Annotated in this window: 12 protein-coding genes, 1 tRNA gene and 1 pseudogene; 3 read left to right on the top strand and 11 right to left on the bottom strand. The window is 60.8% G+C overall.

Annotation, left to right across the window (positions count from 1 at the left end; translation table 11 throughout):
* From uvrB to A6A03_RS20580, 4 genes are all read right to left on the bottom strand, one after another.
* The coding region (uvrB, locus tag A6A03_RS03125) for an excinuclease ABC subunit UvrB (RefSeq protein ID WP_066783480.1) at positions 1–1,975 on the bottom strand (1,975 nt) is incomplete at its 3' end.
* A 2,234-nt stretch (positions 1,976–4,209) separates the two neighbouring features.
* Positions 4,210–4,950 (bottom strand): SIMPL domain-containing protein, encoded by a 741-nt coding sequence (locus A6A03_RS03120; RefSeq protein ID WP_066783479.1) that lies wholly within the window; start codon positions 4,948–4,950, stop codon positions 4,210–4,212.
* A gap of 513 nt (positions 4,951–5,463) precedes the next feature.
* Complete coding sequence (locus A6A03_RS03115; RefSeq protein ID WP_245668799.1) at positions 5,464–6,879, bottom strand: MATE family efflux transporter; 1,416 nt, start codon at positions 6,877–6,879, stop codon at positions 5,464–5,466.
* A 401-nt stretch (positions 6,880–7,280) separates the two neighbouring features.
* A complete protein-coding gene (locus tag A6A03_RS20580) occupies positions 7,281–10,853 on the bottom strand; it encodes a type ISP restriction/modification enzyme (RefSeq protein WP_066783477.1) in 3,573 nt (1,190 codons plus the stop codon).
* 334 nt (positions 10,854–11,187) lie between these two features.
* Here A6A03_RS20580 and A6A03_RS03105 point away from each other — a divergent pair, with 334 nt between their 5' ends.
* Together A6A03_RS03105 and coaE are read left to right on the top strand one after the other, a co-directional pair.
* Positions 11,188–13,158, top strand: coding sequence for an amidohydrolase family protein (locus tag A6A03_RS03105; RefSeq protein ID WP_066783476.1), 1,971 nt, complete (start codon positions 11,188–11,190; stop codon positions 13,156–13,158).
* Entirely contained in the window at positions 13,155–13,811 is a 657-nt protein-coding gene (gene coaE / locus A6A03_RS03100) for a dephospho-CoA kinase (RefSeq protein WP_066783475.1), read from the top strand. The genes A6A03_RS03105 and coaE overlap by 4 nt, the downstream gene beginning before the upstream one ends.
* Here the strand turns inward: coaE and A6A03_RS03095 are convergent.
* The 4 genes from A6A03_RS03095 to A6A03_RS03080 all read right to left on the bottom strand — a co-directional run bounded on the left by A6A03_RS03095 (position 13,799) and on the right by A6A03_RS03080 (position 18,957).
* Positions 13,799–16,309, bottom strand: a complete 2,511-nt coding sequence (locus A6A03_RS03095) for a transglycosylase domain-containing protein (RefSeq protein WP_066783473.1) — start codon at positions 16,307–16,309, stop codon at positions 13,799–13,801. The two genes, coaE and A6A03_RS03095, sit on opposite strands and share 13 nt — an antisense overlap.
* Positions 16,310–16,605: 296 nt before the next feature.
* Entirely contained in the window at positions 16,606–17,202 is a 597-nt protein-coding gene (locus A6A03_RS03090; protein ID WP_082908906.1) for a transposase, read from the bottom strand.
* A 107-nt stretch (positions 17,203–17,309) separates the two neighbouring features.
* Positions 17,310–18,104, bottom strand: coding sequence for an alpha/beta hydrolase (locus tag A6A03_RS03085; RefSeq protein ID WP_066783471.1), 795 nt, complete (start codon positions 18,102–18,104; stop codon positions 17,310–17,312).
* Positions 18,105–18,600: 496 nt separating this feature from the next.
* A complete protein-coding gene (locus A6A03_RS03080) occupies positions 18,601–18,957 on the bottom strand; it encodes a hypothetical protein (protein WP_066783469.1) in 357 nt (118 codons plus the stop codon).
* Positions 18,958–19,143: 186 nt separating this feature from the next.
* Between A6A03_RS03080 and A6A03_RS20260 the strand changes: the two genes are divergently transcribed.
* Positions 19,144–19,234, top strand: a tRNA-Phe gene (locus A6A03_RS20260).
* A gap of 752 nt (positions 19,235–19,986) precedes the next feature.
* Here the strand turns inward: A6A03_RS20260 and A6A03_RS21085 are convergent.
* The 3 genes and pseudogenes from A6A03_RS21085 to A6A03_RS03065 all read right to left on the bottom strand — a co-directional run.
* A pseudogene (locus tag A6A03_RS21085) lies at positions 19,987–20,247 on the bottom strand (serine--tRNA ligase); the annotation flags it as partial.
* 234 nt (positions 20,248–20,481) lie between these two features.
* A complete protein-coding gene (locus tag A6A03_RS03070) occupies positions 20,482–20,976 on the bottom strand; it encodes an NUDIX hydrolase (RefSeq protein WP_066783465.1) in 495 nt (164 codons plus the stop codon).
* Between the two features lie 230 nt (positions 20,977–21,206).
* A complete protein-coding gene (locus A6A03_RS03065; RefSeq protein ID WP_066783463.1) occupies positions 21,207–21,698 on the bottom strand; it encodes an NUDIX domain-containing protein in 492 nt (163 codons plus the stop codon).
* Between the last annotated feature and the right edge of the window lie 294 nt (positions 21,699–21,992).

Raw genomic sequence — 21,992 nt, 5'->3', positions numbered from 1 at the left:
TCTGGCGCAGTTCGATGATCTGGTCGCGCAACGAGGCCGCTTTCTCAAAGGCTAGATCTTTCGCGGCCTGCTTCATCTGCTTCTCAAGGTCTTTGATCAGTTTCAGCACCTCATCACGCGGCAGGCTCACCGGCACCGCCGTGGTGGGGGTGGTCACGTACTCACCGCGCTCTTCGGCCATCTTGCGGATGCGGTCGGTGAGGTCGCGCACGCCTTTGGCGATGCCTTGCGGCGTGATGCCGTGACGTAGGTTGTGGGCCATCTGAATGTCGCGGCGGCGCTGCGTTTCGCGGATAGCGGCCTCCATCGAGCGGGTGATGGTGTCGGCGTACATAATCACCTTGCCTTCGATGTGGCGCGCCGCCCGCCCGATGATCTGGATGAGCGACGTTTCCGAGCGCAAATAGCCCTCTTTGTCGGCATCGAGGATCGCCACCAGACTGACTTCGGGCAAGTCAAGCCCTTCGCGCAGCAGATTGATCCCCACCACCACATCGTACACGCCGAGACGCAGATCGCGCAGAATCTCCACCCGCTCGATCGTGTCGATGTCGGCGTGGAGGTACATCGTGCGCACCCCCATCTCTTTCAGATAGTCGGCCAAGTCCTCGGCCATGCGCTTGGTCAAGGTGGTGACCAGCACGCGCTGCTTACGCTCAACCCGGCGCCGGATCTCACCGAGCAGGTCGTCGATCTGGCCTCTGGTCGGGCGCACCTCGATTTCGGGATCGAGCAGGCCGGTGGGACGGATGATCTGCTCGACGATCTGCTCACTCTTTTCCCGCTCGTAAGGGCCGGGAGTGGCCGAGACGTAGATCACCTGATAGACGTGCTGCTCAAACTCTTCAAACTTGAGCGGGCGGTTATCGAGGGCCGACGGCAAGCGAAAGCCGTAATCCACTAGCGTCTGCTTGCGCTGGCGGTCGCCGTTGTACATGCCGCGCAACTGCGGAATGGTAATGTGGCTCTCGTCAATAAAGATCAGCAAATCATCGGGAAAATAGTCCAGCAGCGTCCACGGCGTCTGGCCGGCGGCGCGCCCGTCGAGATGGCGCGAATAGTTCTCAATTCCGCTACAATACCCCACCTCGCTCAGCATTTCGAGGTCGTAGAGCGTGCGTTGCTTCAGCCGCTGCGCCTCAAGCAGCTTACCAGCGGCTTCCAATTCGCGCACCCGCTCGTTCAGCTCGTCTTGAATCGCGATGATCGCCTGCTGCAACTTCTCTTTGGTGGTAACGAAGTGCTTGGCGGGATAGATTTCGACTGCGGTATGTTTGAGCAACACCTCGCCGGTGAGCGGGTCAAGCTCGACAATCCGCTCAATCTCATCGCCCCAAAACTCAACTCGAATGGCAGTTTCAGCGTTGGCAGGAATAATATCGAGCGTATCGCCACGGACGCGGAACGTACCGCGTTGGAAATCCATGTCCTTGCGCTCGAACTGGAGGTCGATCAACTGGCGCAGCAGCTTATCGCGATTACGCACCTCGCCGACGCGGAGCAGAATCTTCTCTTGGCCGTAATCGTGCGGCGAACCAAGACCGTAAATCGCCGAAACTGACGCCACAATCAGGACATCGCGGCGGGTGAAGAGAGCTTGGGTTGCGGCGTGGCGCAGCCGGTCGATCTCCTCGTTGATACTGGCCTCTTTCTCGATATAGAGGTCTTTCGAGGGGACGTAAGCTTCCGGCGTATACTCATCGTAATACGAGATAAACATCTCGACCGCCGCGTCAGGCAAAAACTCGCGGAACTCGGCCCACAACTGCGAGACGAGGGTCTTGTTGTGAGCGAGGACGAGGGTGGGGCGTTGGGTCTGGGCAAAGATATGGGCCATCACGAAGGTCTTGCCGGTGCCGGTGGCACCGAGCAAGGTCTGATGGCGGTAGCCGGCGCGCAAACCGGCCACCAACTTCTCGATGGCTTGTGGTTGATCGCCGGTTGGCTGATACGGCGCTTCGATCCGGAACGGCATACGGTGCTCGCGAGTTCTGGCACTGAAGAGATAGCAACAGCGCGGGTTGCGCCGTCCGCGTCGAGGCGGGAGGGGCAACAACGCCGCGCTGCTGGTTGGGCTAGAGGTATTATACCAGAATGGCGGCGGGAGAGGGGCACAGCGCGCTGTGCCCTGCCGGGTGGTTCATAGGCGGACAGAACATCTGATCCGGCGCCCGGCCCTGAAGGGCCGGGCTAGAGTTACGAAGCCCGCTGCGCGGGCTGCTGGCCCGCACCCCCGGCCCCTCTCCCACTAGCGTTCAAGGGGGGACAGACATCCGTCCGGCGCCCGGCCCTGAAGGGCCGGGCTAGAGTTACGAAGCCCGCTGCGCGGGCTGCTGGCCCGCACCCCCGGCCCCTCTCCCACTGGCGTTCAAGGGGGGGGACAGGACATCCGTCCGGCACCCGGCCCTGAAGGGCCGGGCTAGAGTTACGAAGCCCGCTGCTCGAGCTGCTGACCCGCACCCCCCGGCCCCTCTCCCACTGGCGTTCAAGGGGGGGACAGGACATCCGTTCGGCACCCGGCCCTGAAGGGCCGGGCTAGGCTTACAAAGCCCGCTGCGCGGGCTGCTAGCCCTCACCCCTAGCCCCTCTCCCACTGGCGTTCAAGGGGGGGACAGGACATCCGTTCGGCACCCGGCCCTGAAGGGCCGGGCTAGAGTTACGAAGCCCGCTGCGCGGGCTGCTGGCCCTCACCACCAGCCCCTCTCCCACTGGCGTTCAAGGGGGGGACAGGACATCCGTTCGGCACCCGGCCCTGAAGGGCCGGGCTAGAGTTACGAAGCCCGCTGCGCGGGCTGCTGGCCCTCACCACCAGCCCCTCTCCCACTGGCGTTCAAGGGGGGACAGACATCCGTCCGGCGCCCGGCCCTGAAGGGCCGGGCTAGAGTTACGAAGCCCGCTGCGCGGGCTGCTGGCCCGCACCCCCGGCCCCTCTCCCACTGGCGTTCAAGGGGGGGACAGGACATCCGTTCGGCACCCGGCCCTGAAGGGCCGGGCTAGCGTTACGAAGCCCGCTGCGCGGGCTGCTGGCCTCACCCCCGGCCCCTCTCCCACTGGCGTTCAAGGGGGGGACAGGACATCCGTTTGGCACCCGGCCCTGAAGGGCCGGGCTAGGCTTACAAAGCCCGCTGCGCGGGCTGCTGGCCCTCACCACCAGCCCCTCTCCCACTGGCGTTCAAGGGGGGACAGACATCCGTCCGGCGCCCGGCCCTGAAGGGCCGGGCTAGAGTTACGAAGCCCGCTGCTCGAGCTGCTGGCCCGCACCACCAGCCCCTCTCCCACTGGCGTTCAAGGGGGGACAGACATCCGTTCGGCACCCGGCCCTTCAGGGCCGGGCTAGAGTTACGAAGCCCGCTGCGCGGGCTGCTGGCCCTCACCCCCGGCCCCTCTCCCACTAGCGTTCAAGGGGGGACAGACATCCGTCCGGCGCCCGGCCCTTCAGGGCCGGGCTAGGCTTACGAAGCCCGCTGCGCGGGCTGCTGGCCCTCACCACCAGCCCCTCTCCCACTGGCGTTCAAGGGGGGGACAGACATCCGTCCGGCACCCGGCCCTGAAGGGCCGGGCTAGGCTTACAAAGCCCGCTGCGCGGGCTGCTGGCCCGTACCCCCGGCCCCTCTCCCACTGGCGTTCAAGAGGGGGACAGACATCCGTCCGGCACCCGGCCCTGAAGGGCCGGGCTAGAGTTACGAAGCCCGCTGCGCGGGCTGCTGGCCCGCACCCCCGGCCCCTCTCCCACTGGCGTTCAAGGGGGGACAGACATCCGTCCGGCGCCCGGCCCTTCAGGGCCGGGCTAGGCTTACAAAGCCCGCTGCGCGGGCTGCTGGCCCTCACCACCAGCCCCTCTCCCACTGGCGTTCAAGGGGGGACAGACATCCGTCCGGCACCCGGCCCTGAAGGGCCGGGCTAGAGTTACGAAGCCCGCTGCGCGGGCTGCTGGCCCTCACCCCCGGCCCCTCTCCCACTGGCGTTCAAGGGGGGACAGACATCCGTCCGGCGCCCGGCCCTGAAGGGCCGGGCTAGGCTTACAAAGCCCGCTGCGCGGGCTGCTGGCCCTCACCACCAGCCCCTCTCCCACTGGCGCGGGAGAGGGGAGCGGAGGGTCAAGCGTCGAGGCATCGCATTGCGATCAACGATTACAATCGATCACTTGTTCTGCCCTTCCCTCAACGCCGAGCGGGGGGCACAGCGCGCTGTGCCCCCACGTGAGACCGTTTACCGCAACTCGAAGGTGATTTGGACGGTGGCGCTGTAGGTTTGCTGGCCGGGTTGCACCGGCGGCGCCGAGCGGGAGGCAGGTGCGCCGTAGGCGTCAGCCATCATCGGCACCGGGATAGGGCTAGCGCCAAAGTTCTCGGTGATGAACAGCACCCGGCCCAGCGACGTGCCGCTCGCGCGCGCCATTTGCTCGGCCCGTGCCCGCGCATTGGCGACCGCCGCCTCGCGCGCCTGCGCCATCACCGCTTCCGTGTCGCTCACACCGAAGCTCACGCCGTACAGCCGGTTCGCGCCCACTTGTACCACTTGATCGATCAGATCACCGGCCTGCGCGATATTGCGGATGGTCACGTTGACCATATTGCTGACGGTGTAGCCGATAATATTCTGGCCTTGCTCATCGTAGAACGGATAGATGTTAATGCCGGTAGTCTGAATGTCTTTCGCCTCGACGCCCAACTGGCGGATGCGATCGATGATCGCCTGCGCCTGCGCGCTATTCTGGGCCAACGCCTCTTGGGTCGTCGGCGCTTTGGTCTCGACGCCGATCGTGATAATGGCGATGTCCGGTTCCACCTTCACTTCGCCGGTGCCGATGACCACAATCTGCGGCATATTGCTCACGCCGGGTTGGGCTGTAGCGGTTTGGGTAGGGCGGAGCAGACCGACGGCGGCCAAGGCCAACACAGCAATCAAAGCTGTAAAGGCGAGAATGGTAGTGAGAAGACGGTTTTCCATAGTGGTATCTCCTTAGGCATTTGTTTTACGTCTCAGTAGAGAGACGGCGATGCCGGGAAAATGGTTCCGCGACATGTAGCGCCGCACAGCGGTGGGTCGCTAGAGCCGCACGGCAGTGCAGTTGGACAGTTCAAGGGCGGACAGAACACATGAGCGTAGATGTAGGTTATAGCTTTGCGATGAGCTGGTTTGCCCTCACCCCCAGCCCCTCTCCCACTGGCGTTGAGGGATAGACAGAACATGTGTGCGGCTACTTCCATTGATCGCTGTGCGATGCTTCAAAGCCCGGCGCTCCGCTCCCCTCTCCCGCCGTTAGGTGGGAGAGGGGCCGGCGGTGAGAGCCAGCAGCCCGCGCAGTGGGCTTCGTAACCATAGCCCGGCCCTTTAGGGCCGGGTACCGGACTGAACCTGCTGGCGCGGGAGAGGGGAGCAGAGCTACACTTTGAGGCGATCAACGGGTGTCATCGACAACATTTCTGTCCGCCCCGCAAGGTTGGACAGAGGGTGGTGCGTTCAGCGGGTGAGAATCGTGAACCTCCGGCGCCACACCCGCCAGAACATAGCCGCTTCAAACGGGCCAACAATGAGGAAGGCGAGCCACACGCCCCACAACGCTGGCGCCCACCACGTCACAATGACCAGCGCCAGCGCGACGCAGACCCAGATCGCAGTGCCGCTAATGGCGAGCGGCGAGAGAGTATCGCCCAACCCGCGCAGCGCGCCGCCGATGGCAAAGGTCAAGGCCCACGCCGGTTGGGTGAGAGCAACTACACGCACCGCCGCCGCGCCATCGGCGACCAACTGCGGATCGCGGTTGAAGATGCTGACCAGCCCTTCGGCAAAGATAAGGAACAACACCCCGAGACCACCCATCCAGATGATCGTCCAGCGCAACGCGATCATCGCTACCGCATTGGCTTCAGCGGGACGCTGCGCGCCGATAGCTTGGCCGACCAGCGCGGTCGCCGCTAGCCCAAAGCCGATACCGGGCAAAAACGAGAGCGAGAGGACATTGATGGCGACCCGGTGGGCGGCCAACGGCACCGTGCCCAGCGTCGCCACCACCGGCGTCAGCGAAGCGATCGCACCGATCACCAACACCTCTTCGAGCGCCGCCGGCATCCCGATCCGCAACACATCGCGCAAGACGCCGATCCGCGGCCACCACATGCCGCCGCCGCCAGCGCGCACGCCATTGCGTCCATACCAGAGCACCCCTACCAGCAGTGCGGCGCCGATCAAGCGGGCAATGACCGATCCCCACGCACTGCCCACTGCGCCGAGCGCCGGCAGGCCGAGCCAGCCGAAGATCAGTGCTGCACTGGCAATCACATTGACCACATTGGCGAAGGCAGTGACCAGCATCGGCGTGCGCGAATCACCCACCCCGCGCAAGACGCCGCCGATCAGATACATCATAGTCAGGGTGGTGATGGTGCTCATCGTCACCGCTAGATAATCGATCCCGACTTGGCTCACATCGGGCGCCAGCCCAAACAGGTCGATCAAGGCGGGGGTGAGCGGCAGGCCGATAGCGGTGAGCGGCAGGCCGATCAAGATGCTCCAGAGCAACCCTTGGCGGGCCACCGCGCTCGCCTCAGCGAGCTTCCCGCCGCCGTAGGCTTGGGCAACCAGCACGGCCACCCCGACCGATAACGCGCTAAGGGCGGCGGTGGTGACGAAGATGACCTGCAAAGCGGCGCCGACGCCGGCCAGCGCCACTGCGCCAAGCGACGCGACGAGGATGGTGTCAACCACACCGAGCATGGTTTGCAGCAAGTTTTCGCCGATCACCGGCCATGCCAGCCGCAACACCCGCTTTTCGAGCTGCGAGCGTGAAGGAGGCGGGGTGAGCGTTTCAGCGGTAAGGGTGTCTGAGTGCATAAGGTAGAGAGCGACGCATGCGCCGCGCTGATGGGTGTTGGCCACGTGTATTCTAACCGAAGTTGGGGGAGGTGTGGGGAGAAAACTGCCGCACTCTATGATTGCGGAATAACGTGCTTAGCTCAGCTCATGCCAGTTTTATCATCTGCTGCAATTGGGCCATACACACGCGCCGCTCCTTCCTTTCCCAGCCAACGCTCAGCAAGGCGGCGCTGCAATTCGCTTTCTGAAGCATGTGGATAACGACGGCGGAGATCACTCAACGCAAGGAGCTTGAGCGTTTCGTTTAGTTCATCAATTGCTTTGAGCTTCTGCCAAGGTGGTGCGGTGCGCCAATATTCAATTTATCGATGAGTGGCGTAGGGTCATTAGAATCGGTTATAACCTATGATCCTTGATTTCATGCTTGATCGTGAGCATAGCTAAGCATTTCAGGCAACAGCGACCTAGAACTGCACCGTTTGTTGCTCGACGTGAGCGTACAACTGGTCAATAATCGCCTGCACATTGATCGTAGCCGCTAGGGCGTGAGCGATGTGAATATACCGTACTGGATCGTTCATCGTGCGTCCCTTGCGATCCTTGAGATACTTTTCTAACACTTGATAACCGCCGATCCGATATTCCCATACCTCTGGTTTGATGCCTTCAAAGTATTTATCACGATTAATGGCAACACGCTGTTGCGACGGATCATAGCGCACAAACTCTATCTGGTCGCTGCCTTGACCTTGATACTTCACGCCTTGCGCTGGCGGTGGCGTGCGCAGCAAGTGCAGTTCAATCAACGTTTGCCCTTGCGCGGCTATGGCCTGAAAGAGCTTACCGTCGGATGTAAAAGGGATGCGCGGAAAATCCGTTCGCAGTTCTTCAGCGTAGTTCTGCCGGTAGGTTGGACTGTAGCAGATAGCATAGACATACGCCAGCACCTGCTCTGGCGCCGGTGTGAAGCCGTAGGCGGCGGTTAGTGTAGGCAAGAGCCAATCGGCGAAGTTGGCCTGCTTGGCGGTGTGGAACATCGCTGGGTTCGTTGCTGAGGGGTAGAGGTAGAGGGGGAAACAGTAGTCAATCGTCTTAAGCGAGACTGCAACATGCTCAATAGGAGTCCTTGCAAGAAAAACGTGTTGCCACGAGCCGGTATGCTCAACTCGACGCGGTAATACCAATGCCACATTCTCCCCTGCCAGCATGTGCCGCATCACTTCAGCGCGGGGGCGTTCAATCACTGCTTCGTGGTAAAAGATAGAGCGCACATCAAATGGACGGTAGAGGATGGGATGGATTTTGGTTTGCCAGTGGGGATCGGCTTGCACACGCTTGCGCGCCGTCGCCAATGACCATCCAGCCTTGTCTTTCAAACCATACGCCTGCGCCAAGATATCGTCCGGCAGCCCCTGTATGTTTTGGAATTGCAGTATCCGACTCTTAAGCTCCGTTTCATCGAAGGCAATCGCAAAAGCATCTCGCGCCGTGACAATCCCCACGCTATTGACGGGAAATAGCTCATTGATGCGCGGCCACGAAAGATAGGCTTGGAGATTGGCTGTTTGGCGCGGGACAAAGAAATAGTAAGGAGCTTGCGGCGTAATACATCGGTAATCTGTGGTATCGAGGGTATGCGTTTCTAACCATTCGTATTTCTGTTCACGCAGGCCGTAGAGGTCGGCATGGTAGACCCCACCCCCTTGCCCCCTCCCCGTCGACGGGGAGGGGGGAATGCTCGTCCCCGTCGACGGAGAGGGTGCGTGCCCCTCCCCCGTTAACGGGGGAGGGGTTAGGGGTGGGGGTTCCTCCGCAATCGCCTCACTAATCACCTGAATGACTCCCTCGACGTTTGCCAGCACATCATCGTTAGTAAAGCGCAGCACGCGATAACCCAGATGTTCAAGCACAGACTGCCGCCACGCATCGTATTCCTGCTGCGTCTCGTGAATTGGGCCATCTACTTCAATAATAAGACGCGGCTCACGGGCGTAGAAATCGACGATGAAACGGTCAATGCAGTGCTGGCGGCGAAATTTGACGCCCAATTGCCCATGGCGCAGACGCTGCCAGAGCGTATCTTCAGCAAGAGTGGGATTCTTGCGCAACTCACGCGCGTGGGGGCCAGTGTATCGCCATACCTCAGCCGGAGTTTGCCACTGATACTGTTGCTGGTTGGAAGGAGTACGGCGGTCGTATTTCACGAAGATACCGATAGCCACTCCTTGCCGGATGTCGAAGACATTTTCATCGGGGCCGCCATCAGGTGCGGTTTCACGCTTCAGACTGTTGCCGTGCAGATCGAGCAGGTAGATTTCATCGAAGGTGGTGAGCAGACTCTGGCGCATGCCGCGAAAGGTGGGATTATCAAGATAGCCGTGATTGGTAATCATCGCAACGATGCCGCGGCCAGCTTTGTGGATCTTCCATTGGGCGAAACGCAGAAACTTAACGTAATCATCTTGCAGCCACTTGGGATTCTTCTCGCCAAGCGGCTGACCGTCTACCGTATAGTAGCTTGGAGCGCCATCGAGGTCGGTTTTGAGCAGTTGTTCAGTCCAATCATTCTGATTGGCGGAAATGCCGGAGTAGGGCGGGTTGCCAAGAATCACAAGAATCGTATCGTCATTCTTCACCTGCGCGGCTTGGTGACTCTCTTCAGAGAGTGAAGAGAGACCGGGGATCTGGGTTTGTTGCAGGTCTTCCATCTCAAGCGTGTTGGTGAGAAAGAATTGGAAGCGTTGGTCGGATTGTAATGGCATGCCTAGCGCATCGAGTAAAAAGCCGATTTTCATGTGGCCAATGGCGTATGGCGCCATAAGTAACTCAAAGGCAAAAAAATGGGGCAAAATATGGTTACGAAGCAAGTTGGCTTTGACCCCTGCGCCGTATTTCGCCACAAACTCGTTTACAGCAAGCTGGATAGCTGCGGCAGGAAAGGTAAGCGTGCCGGCGGCAGGGTCGAGCAGCTTGACATTCTCGTCGGCAAGGCCATCGACGAAGCCGAAGCGCGTCTGCAGCAGTTCGTGAACTGCGCGCACGATATAATTCACTACAGGTTGGGGTGTGTAATAGACGCCGCGCCGTTCGCGGGTGGCGGGATCGTATTCAGCCAAAAAGGTCTCATAGAAGTGTAGGATCGGATCGGCGCCTTTCCCTTGGTTATAGTAAGTTGCTAAGATTTTTTGTACATTAGCAGCGTTCAAAACGGCAGCGATGTCATCAATAATAACCTGCATTTGCAGCGGGGGGGTCTTTAGCGAGATGTAATTGAAAACATCGAGCAGAATGCCAATCGTAGCGGGGATGTATGAGTGAGCCAATTTACGGTTGAAACCACTTTGATCGCGAGACCAAGCAGCAAACAGCCCGTAGGTGATCGTTTGCGCATAGAGATCGGCAAACTGCTCTTCGGTCAGTCCAGCTATCAGGTATTGCTGAAACGCAGTGTAGAAGCCATACAAAACACCCTTTTTCTGTGATAATTGTGCGGCCAGTTCAGGACGGATCACTTCATCACGCAGAAAACGGGTGCGCCGCGCAAGCTCCTTTGCAAGCGCTTCAGGTGTCTCAATAGACGGCAAAGCAAAAGCAAAAAAATTTGTCAGCAGGCGATCGAGAGCTGCACCCTGTTGCGCGGGTGTAACGGGGTGCTCCAGTGTAGCTTCCTCTATCGAGCTGCCGTTGCGGTACAGGTGAAACTTATAGAAATCAGTGAGGATAAGGTTGGGAAAGGTGTGCAAGTAGCGTTGGAGTTGCGTCGATCTCTCTGCCTGTTTAAGGTTAGTGCCCGGCGCTTTTGCTTCGATATACCCGATAACCTTATACGAATCGTCCCAGACTCGAAAATCGGGATTGCCACCCTCGGTAGGCTTGGGTAGGATGGTTACATGAATGGGGCGTTGTATCTCCTTGGCAGTATCGAGCAGTAACTTTTCAAGGATAGTATAGTAGCTCTCTTCACGCGCATCACTGCGTTGCGTTAGCTGGGCAATATCGCTTACGTATGAAGCAAGCCTGTTTGATTGGGTTGTCACGATGAACTCCTTTGTGGTCGCTTGCTACGGTCTGCGCGCGTTGATCGCGACAAAAGAATATCTCTATAACATTCTGCAAGTGGAAACTCTTTCCGCTGCAGATCAGATTCTTATAGTGTGTTCTTGGATGTATCGCTAGTCGAGTAGCTGAAGATGCGTCACAAGCGTAGCACGCAGACCTTAACCTGTCAATGCGGCACAGTAAGTTCCTTTTCACTGCCAGCCTCCTCTCACCCCGTCGCTCTACCGCTCAATCAGCATTCCGGCGGATCGCATGTTTGGCCGCTTTCCCGTACAATACTCAGAAGACAGCGAATGGGTTGAGGAGGTTTGCATGGAGCATGTTGATACCCTGCTCACCGGCGGCACCGTCGTGACGATGGATGAGGAGTGGCGAATCTTTGCCGACGGCGCCGTCGCGATTCGCGATGGGGTGATCGTGGCGGTGGGGCCGAGCGCCGAGCTGGCCGCCCGGTACACCGCCGCAGAGACGATCGATTGCCGGGATTGTGCGATTATTCCCGGTCTGATCAACGGTCACGCTCACGTGCCGATGAGTCTTTTACGCGGGTTGGTGGCCGACCAGCAGCTTGATGTCTGGCTGTTTGGCTATATGTTTCCGGTGGAAAGCCAGTTTGTCGATCCCGACTTCAGCTATACTGGCACGCTGCTCAGTTGCGCCGAGATGATCCGCGGCGGCACGACGACCTTCGTCGATATGTACTATTTCGAGGAAGAAGTTGCCCGCGCCGCCGATGAGGCCGGGATGCGAGCGATTTGCGGGCAGACGGTGATGCGCTTGCCGACGCCTGATGCCGATTCGTTCGATGCCGGGATCGAGCGGGCGCGCCGGTTTATGGCCGAGTGGCGCGGCCACCCACGGATTATCGCCACGGTAGCGCCTCACGCGCCGTACACCTGCACCGACGACATCTATCGCCAAGCCTCGGCGCTTTGCGCTGAGTTTGGCGCGCCGCTGATCACCCACTTGTCTGAGACGGCGCGGGAAGTGGAGGAGAGCATTCGCGACCGCGAAGTGACGCCGATCCGCTACGCCAAGCGGGTCGGCGCATTTGATGTGCCCTGCATCGCTGCCCACTGCGTCCATGCTACCGAAGACGACATGCGGCTCTTGCGCGAAGCGCGCGCCGGCGCGGTGCCCTGCCCGACCAGCAACCTCAAACTGGCCAGCGGCGTCGCGCCCTTCCGCCGTATGATCGAGACTGGGGTGCGGGTGGGGTTAGGCACCGATGGCCCGGCCAGCAACGACGATCAAGATATGTTTACCGAGATTCAGTTGGCGGCGCTGCTGCCGAAAGGCTTGAGCGGCGATCCGACGGCGGTGCCGGCCCGCGAAGCCTTTGCGCTAGCGACCTGCTGGGGTGCGCGCGCTGTCCATCTCGATCACCTGATCGGCTCGCTGGTGGTGGGCAAACGGGCCGATATTGCCGTGGTCGAACTGCGCCGGCTGCACAGCGCGCCGCGCTACACCTACGCTGCCGACGCAATCTATTCGCACCTTGTCTACAGCAGCCGGGCCGCCGATGTGCGCGATGTGCTGGTTGACGGCAAACTGCTGCTGCGCGATCGCCACCTGCAGACGCTCGATGAAGAGGCGATCATTGCCCGTGCGCAGGCGATTGCCGCCCGTATCAACGAGTTTCTCGCCACTCGCGAGCGCAATCTGCTGGCCAAGATTCTGGCGCTGGGAGGCGTGCAGCAGGCCGAGATCTTCGAGATTCAGGTCAAGGCCCGCCTGCAACCGGCGGATGTCGAGCGGGTGCTGGCCCTTTTGCGCAATCCGGCGATCACGATCACCAAGACCAGCGAGCGCACCCAGTACGATACCTACTTTGTCTTTGCCAACGGCGAACGGATCCGCATCCGCGAAGATCACCGCACCGATCCGGGGGCGCGCCCGCAACCCAAGTACACGCTCACGCTGATGGCCGAAGCGCGGCGGGTCGATCATCCCAAGGCGATGATGCTCTCGCGGGCGCGCTATACGGCTCCCGCCGACCACACCGTGCGCTTCTACCGCGAATACTTCCAGCCCGACCGGATCGAAGAGATCGAGAAGCGGCGGCGGCGCTGGCGCATTCTCTACAAAGACCACGACTTCGCGATCAACCTCGATACGCTGGCCGGCCAGCCCGATCCCGGCCCCTTCCTCGAAATCAAGAGCCGGACGTGGAGCCGGCGCGATGCCGAGCGACGCGCCGAGTTGATCAGCGAATTGCTCGAATTGGCCGGCATTTCCGATGAGGCGCTGGTGTTGCAAGAGTATGTGGAGCTGGCGGCATGAAACATCCCGGCATCTACTTGATCGGGCTGACCGGCGGCATTGCCTGTGGCAAGAGCACGGTGCTGGCGATGCTGGCAGCGCTAGGTGCGCGCACGATTGACGCCGACCGCGTGACCCACCGGTTGCAACAACCGGGCACGCCGGTCTATCAGGCGATTGTCAACACCTTCGGCCCGCAGATTGTGACCACCCCCGGCGGCGCGATCGACCGGCGCAAACTTGGCGCGGTCGTCTTCAACGATCCAGAGGCGCTCAAACGGCTGGAAGCGATTGTCCATCCGGCAGTGCGGGCTGAAATCCGCCGGTTTCTCGACGAAGTGGCCGGGGCGGGCAAGTATGCCACGCGCCTGCGCCCGGTCGAACGCCCGATTGTGGTGATCGACGCGATTAAGCTGATCGAGTCGGGTTGGGCCGATGAGTGTGATCAGGTGTGGGTAGTGACATGCCCGCCCGAACAACAGATTGACCGGCTGATGACGACCCGGGGTATGTCGTTGGCCGAAGCCCAAGCCCGTGTGGCGGCTCAGCCGCCGCAAGAGAGCCGGTTTAGCCGGGCGCACGTGATCATCGACAACAGCGGTTCGCAAGCGCAGACGCGGGCGCAGGTCGAAGCGGCGTGGCAACAGGCGTTGATCGCCAGTCACGGCGCATAGCGAATCCGGCGCCGCTCTTCGATTACGCCGCCGTCGGCCATAGTCACACGCAGGCGAATTGTGTAATCGCCTGCCGGCCAGCCGCCGGCATTCCACATCCCCAATAAGCCATCCTCGACCGGCTGGCTGCTCTGGCCGAGCACCTGCCAGCCGGTCGGGTCGGCGCCTTGGCCGATATCGAGAATGAACGGGCCGCGCGCAGTGCCCTTGACGAAGAGCAACGTGTTCGTGACAACACTGCTCTCAGCGAGATCGAGCAGGGCGATCGCGCGATCCGGTTCGCGCGGCGGCGGGCAGTACTCGGTGGGCGCGGTGCGACCATTGCGCTTCGCCCATTCAGCTACCTCGGTCGGGTAAACCGGGAAGCTTACCGTCCGCACCTCTTCCGGCGGCGTGTAGGGTGCGGCCAGACACGAACCATCACCGCCAACGCGATACGTTTCGTATGTCATCGCGCTCACCGGTCCGGTACCGGCCATAAAGCGTTCGCTAATCACCTGCGAGCATTCCGGAACCGGCGACCCACCTGTCTCAGCGCAAACTGGCAGCTCGACGATCCCTTGCGGCGGGGTAAAGGGTTGGGCCGGGCGGTTGGCGTGGTAGCGCAGCATCAACTCGCGCCAGATCAAGCCGGCCCCATTCGCGCCGGCCACCTCGGCCATTGGCCGGCTATCGTTATTGCCGACCCAGACGCCGATGACCACCGCATCGGTATAGCCAACCGCCCACGAATCGCGGTAATCGTTGCTGGTACCGGTCTTGACCGCTGCCGGAATGTTGGGTAGCTCCATCACATTATTGCGCCCGAACACCAGCCGGCGAGCGGCATTGTCGCTCAGGATATCGGTAATGAGAAAGGCAACCTGCTCGCTCTGCGGGCCGAGCAATGGCTTGCCGGGTTGGGGCTGCCACGACTCAATCATCTCGCCACGACTGTTGGTGACGCGCAAGATGGCTACCGGACGCACCTGCCTGCCGCCGGCGCGCAAGCCGGCATACGCACCGGTCAATTCGAGCAGGCGCACCTCGTTGCTGCCCAACGCCATCGCCAAACTATAGCGGTTGGGGTCGGTAAACGTCGTAATCCCAAACTCGCTCATCAGATTGACAAAGTTCTCAACCCCAACAAACTCCAGCGCCCTCACCGCCGGAATATTGAGCGAATTGGCCAGCGCCAAGCGCAACCGCACCGGCCCGCGAAAGCGGCCATCGTAATTGCGCGGCTGGTAGGTTGTGCCATTCACCTGCCAGCTTGATGGCACATCCCACAATATGGTCGCCGGCGTCCATCCGCGCTGCAAGGCCGCAGCGTAGACAAACGGCTTCAGCGCCGAACCGGGTTGGCGAGGCGACATCGTCACGTTGACCTGACCATCGGGCGCGTTGTAATCAACGCTGCCCACCATCGCCAAAATCCGGCCATCGGGCGACAGCATCACCACGCCGGCGTTGCTAGCATCGCGCGCGCGCAGCTCAGCGATCTTGGCCCGCGCCACCTCCTCGGCTTGGGTCTGCCAGTACGGATCGAGGGTGGTAATCACCCGCAACCCACCCCGGTTGACCATCTCCTCGCCGAACCGCTGCACCAACAAGTCATAGACATAAAAGGTAAAATGCGGCGCTTGAATGGTCGTCGCCGGCGGCACCAACCGGATCGGCTCGGCAAAGATCGAATCGGCTTCGGCGGCGCTGATAAAACCGGCGGCCACCATCTGATTGAGCACAATGCGTTGGCGGGCGCGAGCCAGCGGCAAATTCTCGAACGGATTGTAGTTAGAGGGCGATTGGGGCAAGCCAGCCAACAACGTTGCCTCGCCGCGGGTCAGTTGCCAGACATGCTTGCCGAAATACCGCTGCGCCGCCGCTTCCACTCCATAGGCCTGCGCGCCGTAGTAGACCTCGTTGAGGTAGAGGGACAAAATCTGATCTTTGCTATACTCCTGCCCAACCCGAATTGCCAAAATCGCCTCGCGAATCTTGCGTTCAATCGACTGCTGCTGTGCCTCTTCGGGGGTGAGCAAAATGGCCCGCACCAACTGCATGGTTATCGTACTCGCACCAGAGACGGTCTGGCCAGCGGTGACATTCTGCCAAAACGCGCGGGCAATGCTAGGCAGATCGACGCCGGGGTTAGTATAGAAATTCGCATCTTCCACCGCCACCGTCGCATCGCGCAAGATTTGGGGAATGCGGTCAAGCGCCACCGGCACGCGCACACCGGGGCCAATCACCTCGTAGAGCAGGGTACTGCCGTCGCGGGCATAGATGCGCGTATTCTCAAAGCTGCGGTGCTGGTCGATCAACTCAGGCGGCGGCAGATCGCGGCCATAGTAGAGGTAGAGCGCGATCACACCGGCAACTCCCAACACGATCAGCATGAGTAGACTGAATACGAGCCGGTTCAGCCAGCGCCACAGCGCCGATAGGCGACGGCGCGGCGATGGTGGCGGTGCAGGGCGGCGAAAGCGAGGCAATGGCGGGCGTGGACGGCGGGACATAGGCGATGGATGATGTAAGCGCCAAAAGAGTCACGTGTTCGTTGCTATCCATACTATAGCGCGTTTTAGGGCGGGATGGATATCACAAAATTGTTGTAAAACGGTTGATATTACGTCCGTTCGCGGAAAAAACCGGTCGCGTTCCCACCGGGTGGGATGCATCCGTTGATCGGCCACGATGCAGGGGGTGGCCGATGAACCAGATGTGGACGGGCGAATGATGGGTTTGTGATCCGGCGACGTATTTGTAGAGACGCACGGCCGTGCGTCTCTACGATAACGTTAATCGGGGATTATTACCGTTCACGGTAAAACCGGTCGCGTTCCCACCGGGCGGGATTATTGCGGATATACGCCATAATTCGTTGATACGCTATATCGTGGCGAATAATGTGATCGTGAAACCGGGGTTGCCAAACGGGCACGCCGGGGGTGTGGCGGTAGGCGTTGATGCGGGTGGTGGTGGCCGATTTGAAACCGGCCACGAATGATGAAACGGATTTGGGTGGGCGGGTTGCGGGGGAATTACCATTCGGCGGCGACGCACGGCCGTGGGGTAGAGACGCGCGGCTGTGCGGGGGAGACGCACGGCCGTGCGTCTCTACGGGTTCGATAATGCGTATGATGGCGTGGATGTGGTTTGGCATAATGACGTACACGTCACACGCCAATTCGGCGCGGATGGTAAACGATCGTTCCCATTCTGCGCAGGCGATTTCACCTAACGGCGACAAGTGCATCTGGCCGCGCTGTACACAACCGAACAGATGCTGGCGGTGCGCCGTGCAGAAGGTGATGAAGTAGCTCCCCGGCGCGGCGTAATCCCACCACACGGCGCGAGCTGATGGGATGCGGTAGCGGTTTTGGTAAAGAATGTCGGTTTGCGCTGGCATGGTTGTGGTTTGATCGAAAACGAGTCCTCTATAGATCAAACTGTTTGACCAGCGCAAAAGATGCGCAGCTTTTCTAATTAATCGCTCGTAAGGTGTTATTCCATTCCTCACCCCATCTCCCTTATCGCCGCCATCACCGCCGGCCATGCCGCGCTATGCGGCGTGGTCAGCTCAAAGTGGCCGCATTGCGGCAGGATGGTCAGATGGGCAGGGTCGCCAGCTTGGCGGGCCGCGGCCACGAAGGCGGTGACGTAGGCTGCCGGTACGATCAGGTCGTCACTCCCTACGAGGTGATAGTGAGGGACGCCGAGCGGCAAGCGCATGTGCGGCGAGGCTTCGGCGTAGCGGTGCGGATCGTGATCGACCAGTTCGGCGCAGGCCGTGCCGCAGGCGGTGGCGGTTACGCCTTGGGCGAGATCGGCGACGGCGGCGAGCGCAACCACGCCGTGGATCGGTAACGGGTTGGCGGCGGCGAGGGGACTGGTAGCCGGCAGCGTGGGTCGTGCTGCTAGCCAGAGGGCGAGATGGCCGCCAGCGGAATGGCCAACCGCAATCACCCGCGCGAGGTTCAGGGGGTACGTGCCGGCTAACACTCGCAGATGGTCAACCCCGGCGGCGACATCGTGAAACGTCTGTGGCCAGCCGCCGCCGTTGCCCAACCGGCGATACTCAAGGCTCCACACGGCATAGCCGGCGGCGCGCAACGCGGCGCAGCACTCGCCGAGCGGCGCAAGGTCGTAGGCGGCTTGCCAGCAGCCGCCGTGGATCAGCACAATCACCGGCGCCGGCTGCGGTGAGTTGGGCAGATAGAGATCACCGAATTGGTCGGGGTGGCTGCCGTAAGCGAGGCGTGCGTCGGGTGGTACGGCAGGTTGGGCAAGGTAGTCGGCAACGGTGAGCATAGGTCGTCTCTCATTATGATAATGATACGGGTAAACCTCGGTCAGGCGTCGCTCTCCAATTGTCATTGCGAGCCGAGCGGAGCGAGGCGAAGCAATTTCCCACGAGCACGGAAGATACCCGCTCAGGCATTCTTGCCGCTGAAGCGGGAGATTGCTTCGGTCGGGCGGCACCCAGCTCGGCTGGGTGCCGACCCTCCCGCGCAATGACAGGGAGAGCACGCCCTCTCGAATATGGAGTGCGGCAGTTTGACTGCCGCACTCCATACCGCAATGCGCAGATGCGCTGCGAATACGGTTCGGTGCGTTTGGTCGCGCTCTCCAATTGTCATTGCGAGCCGCCGCTTTCTTAATGTCATTGCGAGCCGAGCGGAGCGAGGCGAAGCAATCCCCCACGAGCACGGAAGATACCCGCTCAGGCATTCTTGCCGCTGAAGCGGGAGATTGCTTCGGGGGCTGTGCCCCCTCGCAAGGACAGGGAGAGAAGGTAAAACCGCGTTTAGAGAAACTGCCCTAGAAAACCGTCCAGCGAGCCGTTGTAGTAGACATGCACCACCTGATTGAAGGTGATCCGGCTCACCGCATCCCATACCTCGTCGGGGTCGCTGCTGTAGGCGACGAGCATGGCCTGTTCGGGTCGTTCTTCGTCTTCGCCGGGAGGGATGACGAGCGCGAGCCATTGGTTGGGGTAGCGCTGTTCGATCAGCGCCACCGGTTCTACCTTGCCGCGCTCGACCATGCCGGTGTAGGGGCAACCACAGCCGCAATCCGGCCCGCAACTGCTGTGGTCGCCGGCGCCGCAACTCGGGTTGGTGCCGCCGTGCAAGGCACTGGTGAGGTTAATAACGACTGGCATAGCGTCTTGCGCTTATCCTTACGGCCCGATCCGCTCCATGCCTCCCATGTACGGGCGCAGCACTTCGGGGATCACAATACTGCCGTCTTCCTGCTGGTAGTTTTCCATAATCGCGATGATGGTGCGCGGCAAGCCGAGGCCCGATCCGTTCAGCGTGTGGAGGAACTCTGGCTTGGCTCCCGGTTCGGGCCGGTAGCGTAGGTTGGCGCGGCGGGCTTGAAACGCCTCGACGTTCGAGCACGAGCTGACTTCGAGCCATTCACCCACTCCCGGCGCCCATACCTCGATGTCGTAGGTTTTGGTCGAACCGAAGCCAAGATCGGCAGTGCAGAGCAGTTTGGTGCGGAACGGCAAGCCCAACAATCGCGCGCACTCTTCGGCGTCGCGGCGCAGCTTTTCCAGCGCCTGATAGCTCTCTTCGGGCTTGACGAACATGTACATCTCGACCTTATCGAACTGGTGGCCGCGCTTGATCCCGCGCACATCACGCCCGGCGCTGAGCTGTTCCTTGCGGAAACAGGGGGTGTAGGCGGCGTGATAGATCGGCAACTGGCTCGCTTCGAGAATCTCGTCGGCGTAGAGGCTGGTAATCGGCACTTCTGCCGTCGGCACCAGCCACAAACCCGACTCTTCATCGCGGTAGAGGTTGTCACGGAATTTGGGCAATTGGCCGGAGGCCCACAACACCGATTCTTTAACTACAAACGGCGTGTAGACCTCTTGGTAGCCTTGTTGCAGATGGAGATCGAGCAGCCATTGGATGACGGCCCGTTGCAGGCGCGCGCCGGCGCCGCGCATGACATAAAAGCGCGAACCGGCCAGCTTGACGCCGCGCTCGAAGTCGAGAATGCCCAGCGCCTCACCCAGTTCCCAGTGCGGGCGGGCGGGGAAGGGCAATTGCCGCGCTTCACCCTCTTGGTAGATGACCACGTTATCGTTTTCATCAACCCCATCGGGCACATCAGGGTGCGGCAGATTGCGAATCTCAAGCATCGCGGCCCGTTGTTGCTCTTCGACCTCGGCCAGTTGGCGATCAAGCGCCGCGATTTCATCGCCGAGCTGGCGCATCGCCTCGATCTTAGCCTGTCGCTCGGCAGCGTCTTTCATAGCGCCGATCTGCTTCGAGACGGCGTTGCGTTCGGCTTTGCGCGTCTCAACCTCGTAGATCAAACGGCGGCGCTGCTCGTCGAAGGCCAGCACCTGATCGATAATTGCGCCATCAACACCGCAGCGGGCCAGTTGGCGCTTCACTTCGTCGGGCTGCTCGCGGATAAGTTTAATGTCAAGCATGGTTTTCTGCCGTATGCAATGCGCAAGTGCGCGGCGGTTCGTGCTGTAGTGGCAATTATACCACGGTGTGAGCGGCTGTATCCCCTTGAAATGCGGTGTTTACGGCAGACTGCCGGGGACGCGGGAAGTAACCGGCTATCATTTCTGCGCTCTCTATAGACAAGGTTGGTCGTTAGTGGCGTAGGGAGGACGGGAGCATTGGCTGTCTCCCGCCTCCCCACCTCTCCAATCCCGTTATCCCCCAAGCCGGCTATAGCGCCAATCAACCGGCTGGCCGTTGGCGTAGGGCATCACGCCGTGGAACGGGCGCGGGTCGTTGTCGAAAACGAGTGGCAGAAAGAAGCGGTCGCCGGGCCAGAGCGGCAGTTCCATCACCCGCGCAATCGGCACCCATTCGAGCGTGCCTTCGACATTGGCCGCCGGTGGCGTGCCGCTAAAGCGGGTGATGACGAAAATAAACGCAAACCAGTCTTCGCCGTTTTTGCCGAAACCCGGCCAGCTCACCGTGCCGCGCAACGTTAATTCGAGCGCAGTGATGCCGGCCTCTTCGCGCAGCTCGCGCTGCATCCCGGCGACGATCTCTTCGTCGCGTTCGAGTTTACCGCCAAGCCCGTTGTATTTGCCCAGATGCTGGTCGCCGGGGCGAGCGTTGCGATGCACCATCAGCACTGTTTGGCGGTCGGGTGAAAGCACGTAGCCGAGGGTAGCAAGAATGGGTGTATAAGGCATAGTTGACCTCGATGACAAGTGAACGCAAAGACGCGAAGTGATTCAAACGCAAAGACGCACAGTTTTGTAAACGCAAAGACGCGAAGGACGCAGAGGGCGCAAAGGTTTTTGGATAGTGTACAAGCATAAGCACGGTAGGTAAACAACCTCTAACAAATCTCTGCGTTCTTGGCGTCCTTTGCGCCTTTGCGTTTCGATCTCTGCGCCTTTGCCTGCTCTGCGCCTTTGCGTTACCACGCTCGATAGAGATTGCGTTCGCCGCGCCGCACTTCGGCGATCCGGCGCGCGCTGCCGGCGTCGACCCCGGCGGGCAGACGATCAGGGTGAAAAAATTGGGCATCACAGATTTCGATGTCGCCGCGGGGCGGCGCCGGCGGGCCATCAGCCACCGCAGTAAAGACGATCACATAATCGCTGAGCCCGTGAGCCACGTAGTGAAACACCCCGTGCAGACCAGTCACCGTCACCGGGCAGCCGCTCTCTTCGAGCGCCTCGCGGCGGGCCGCTTCCGCCGGCGCTTCACCGTGATCGATCGCACCGCCGGGCAATCCCCACGGTTTCGCCCCGCCACGGTGACGCACCAGCAAAAATTCATCGCCACGTTGCACAATCACCCGCACCCCGATTGCGCGCGGGCGGAAGAGAACATGCTGCGCCAATCGCAAGCGGATGAAGAGATTATACGCTCCGGTGAGGATGATTTCGCGCAAGGGGTGGATCATTGCCGCCGTTAACCTGTTCAGCCGGAGGGTCGTTCCGCCGTTAGCAAGCGCATCATAGCATGGGCATACCTTGGCCGCAAATCGGCGCCGCGATGGTGGTGCGAGAGGCTAGAGCAATGCTCTGCACGTGCATGTTCGCAGGTGTTTCTCTAGGCGAGAGTTGCATGAAATACGCCTTTACAATGAGGAAAATCTCCCCATCCGCATCCCTGCCAAAACTCACAAGACAAACGAGGGTAGATGTGGTTTGATGAGTAAAGGTATCAATTTGCCCTACGTCTTGGCAGGAGGAAC

Origin of the sequence: Chloroflexus islandicus (assembly GCF_001650695.1) — a bacterium.
Lineage (GTDB): Bacteria > Chloroflexota > Chloroflexia > Chloroflexales > Chloroflexaceae > Chloroflexus > Chloroflexus islandicus.
The sequence above is the reverse complement of the archived record's forward strand: the minus strand, read 5'-3'. Positions and strand labels throughout refer to the sequence as shown.

Excerpts from the sequence above, each read along its gene's own strand:
- A6A03_RS03090 (WP_082908906.1), bottom strand. The coding sequence starts at position 17,202 with ATGCCAGCGCAAACCGACATTCTTTACCAAAACCGCTACCGCATCCCA.
- A6A03_RS03080 (WP_066783469.1), bottom strand. The coding sequence starts at position 18,957 with ATGCCAGTCGTTATTAACCTCACCAGTGCCTTGCACGGCGGCACCAAC.
- A6A03_RS03070 (WP_066783465.1), bottom strand. The coding sequence starts at position 20,976 with ATGCCTTATACACCCATTCTTGCTACCCTCGGCTACGTGCTTTCACCC.
- coaE (WP_066783475.1), top strand. The coding sequence starts at position 13,155 with ATGAAACATCCCGGCATCTACTTGATCGGGCTGACCGGCGGCATTGCC.
- A6A03_RS03065 (WP_066783463.1), bottom strand. The coding sequence starts at position 21,698 with ATGATCCACCCCTTGCGCGAAATCATCCTCACCGGAGCGTATAATCTC.
- A6A03_RS03120 (WP_066783479.1), bottom strand. The coding sequence starts at position 4,950 with ATGGAAAACCGTCTTCTCACTACCATTCTCGCCTTTACAGCTTTGATT.
- A6A03_RS03085 (WP_066783471.1), bottom strand. The coding sequence starts at position 18,104 with ATGCTCACCGTTGCCGACTACCTTGCCCAACCTGCCGTACCACCCGAC.
- A6A03_RS03095 (WP_066783473.1), bottom strand. The coding sequence starts at position 16,309 with ATGTCCCGCCGTCCACGCCCGCCATTGCCTCGCTTTCGCCGCCCTGCA.
- A6A03_RS03105 (WP_066783476.1), top strand. The coding sequence starts at position 11,188 with ATGGAGCATGTTGATACCCTGCTCACCGGCGGCACCGTCGTGACGATG.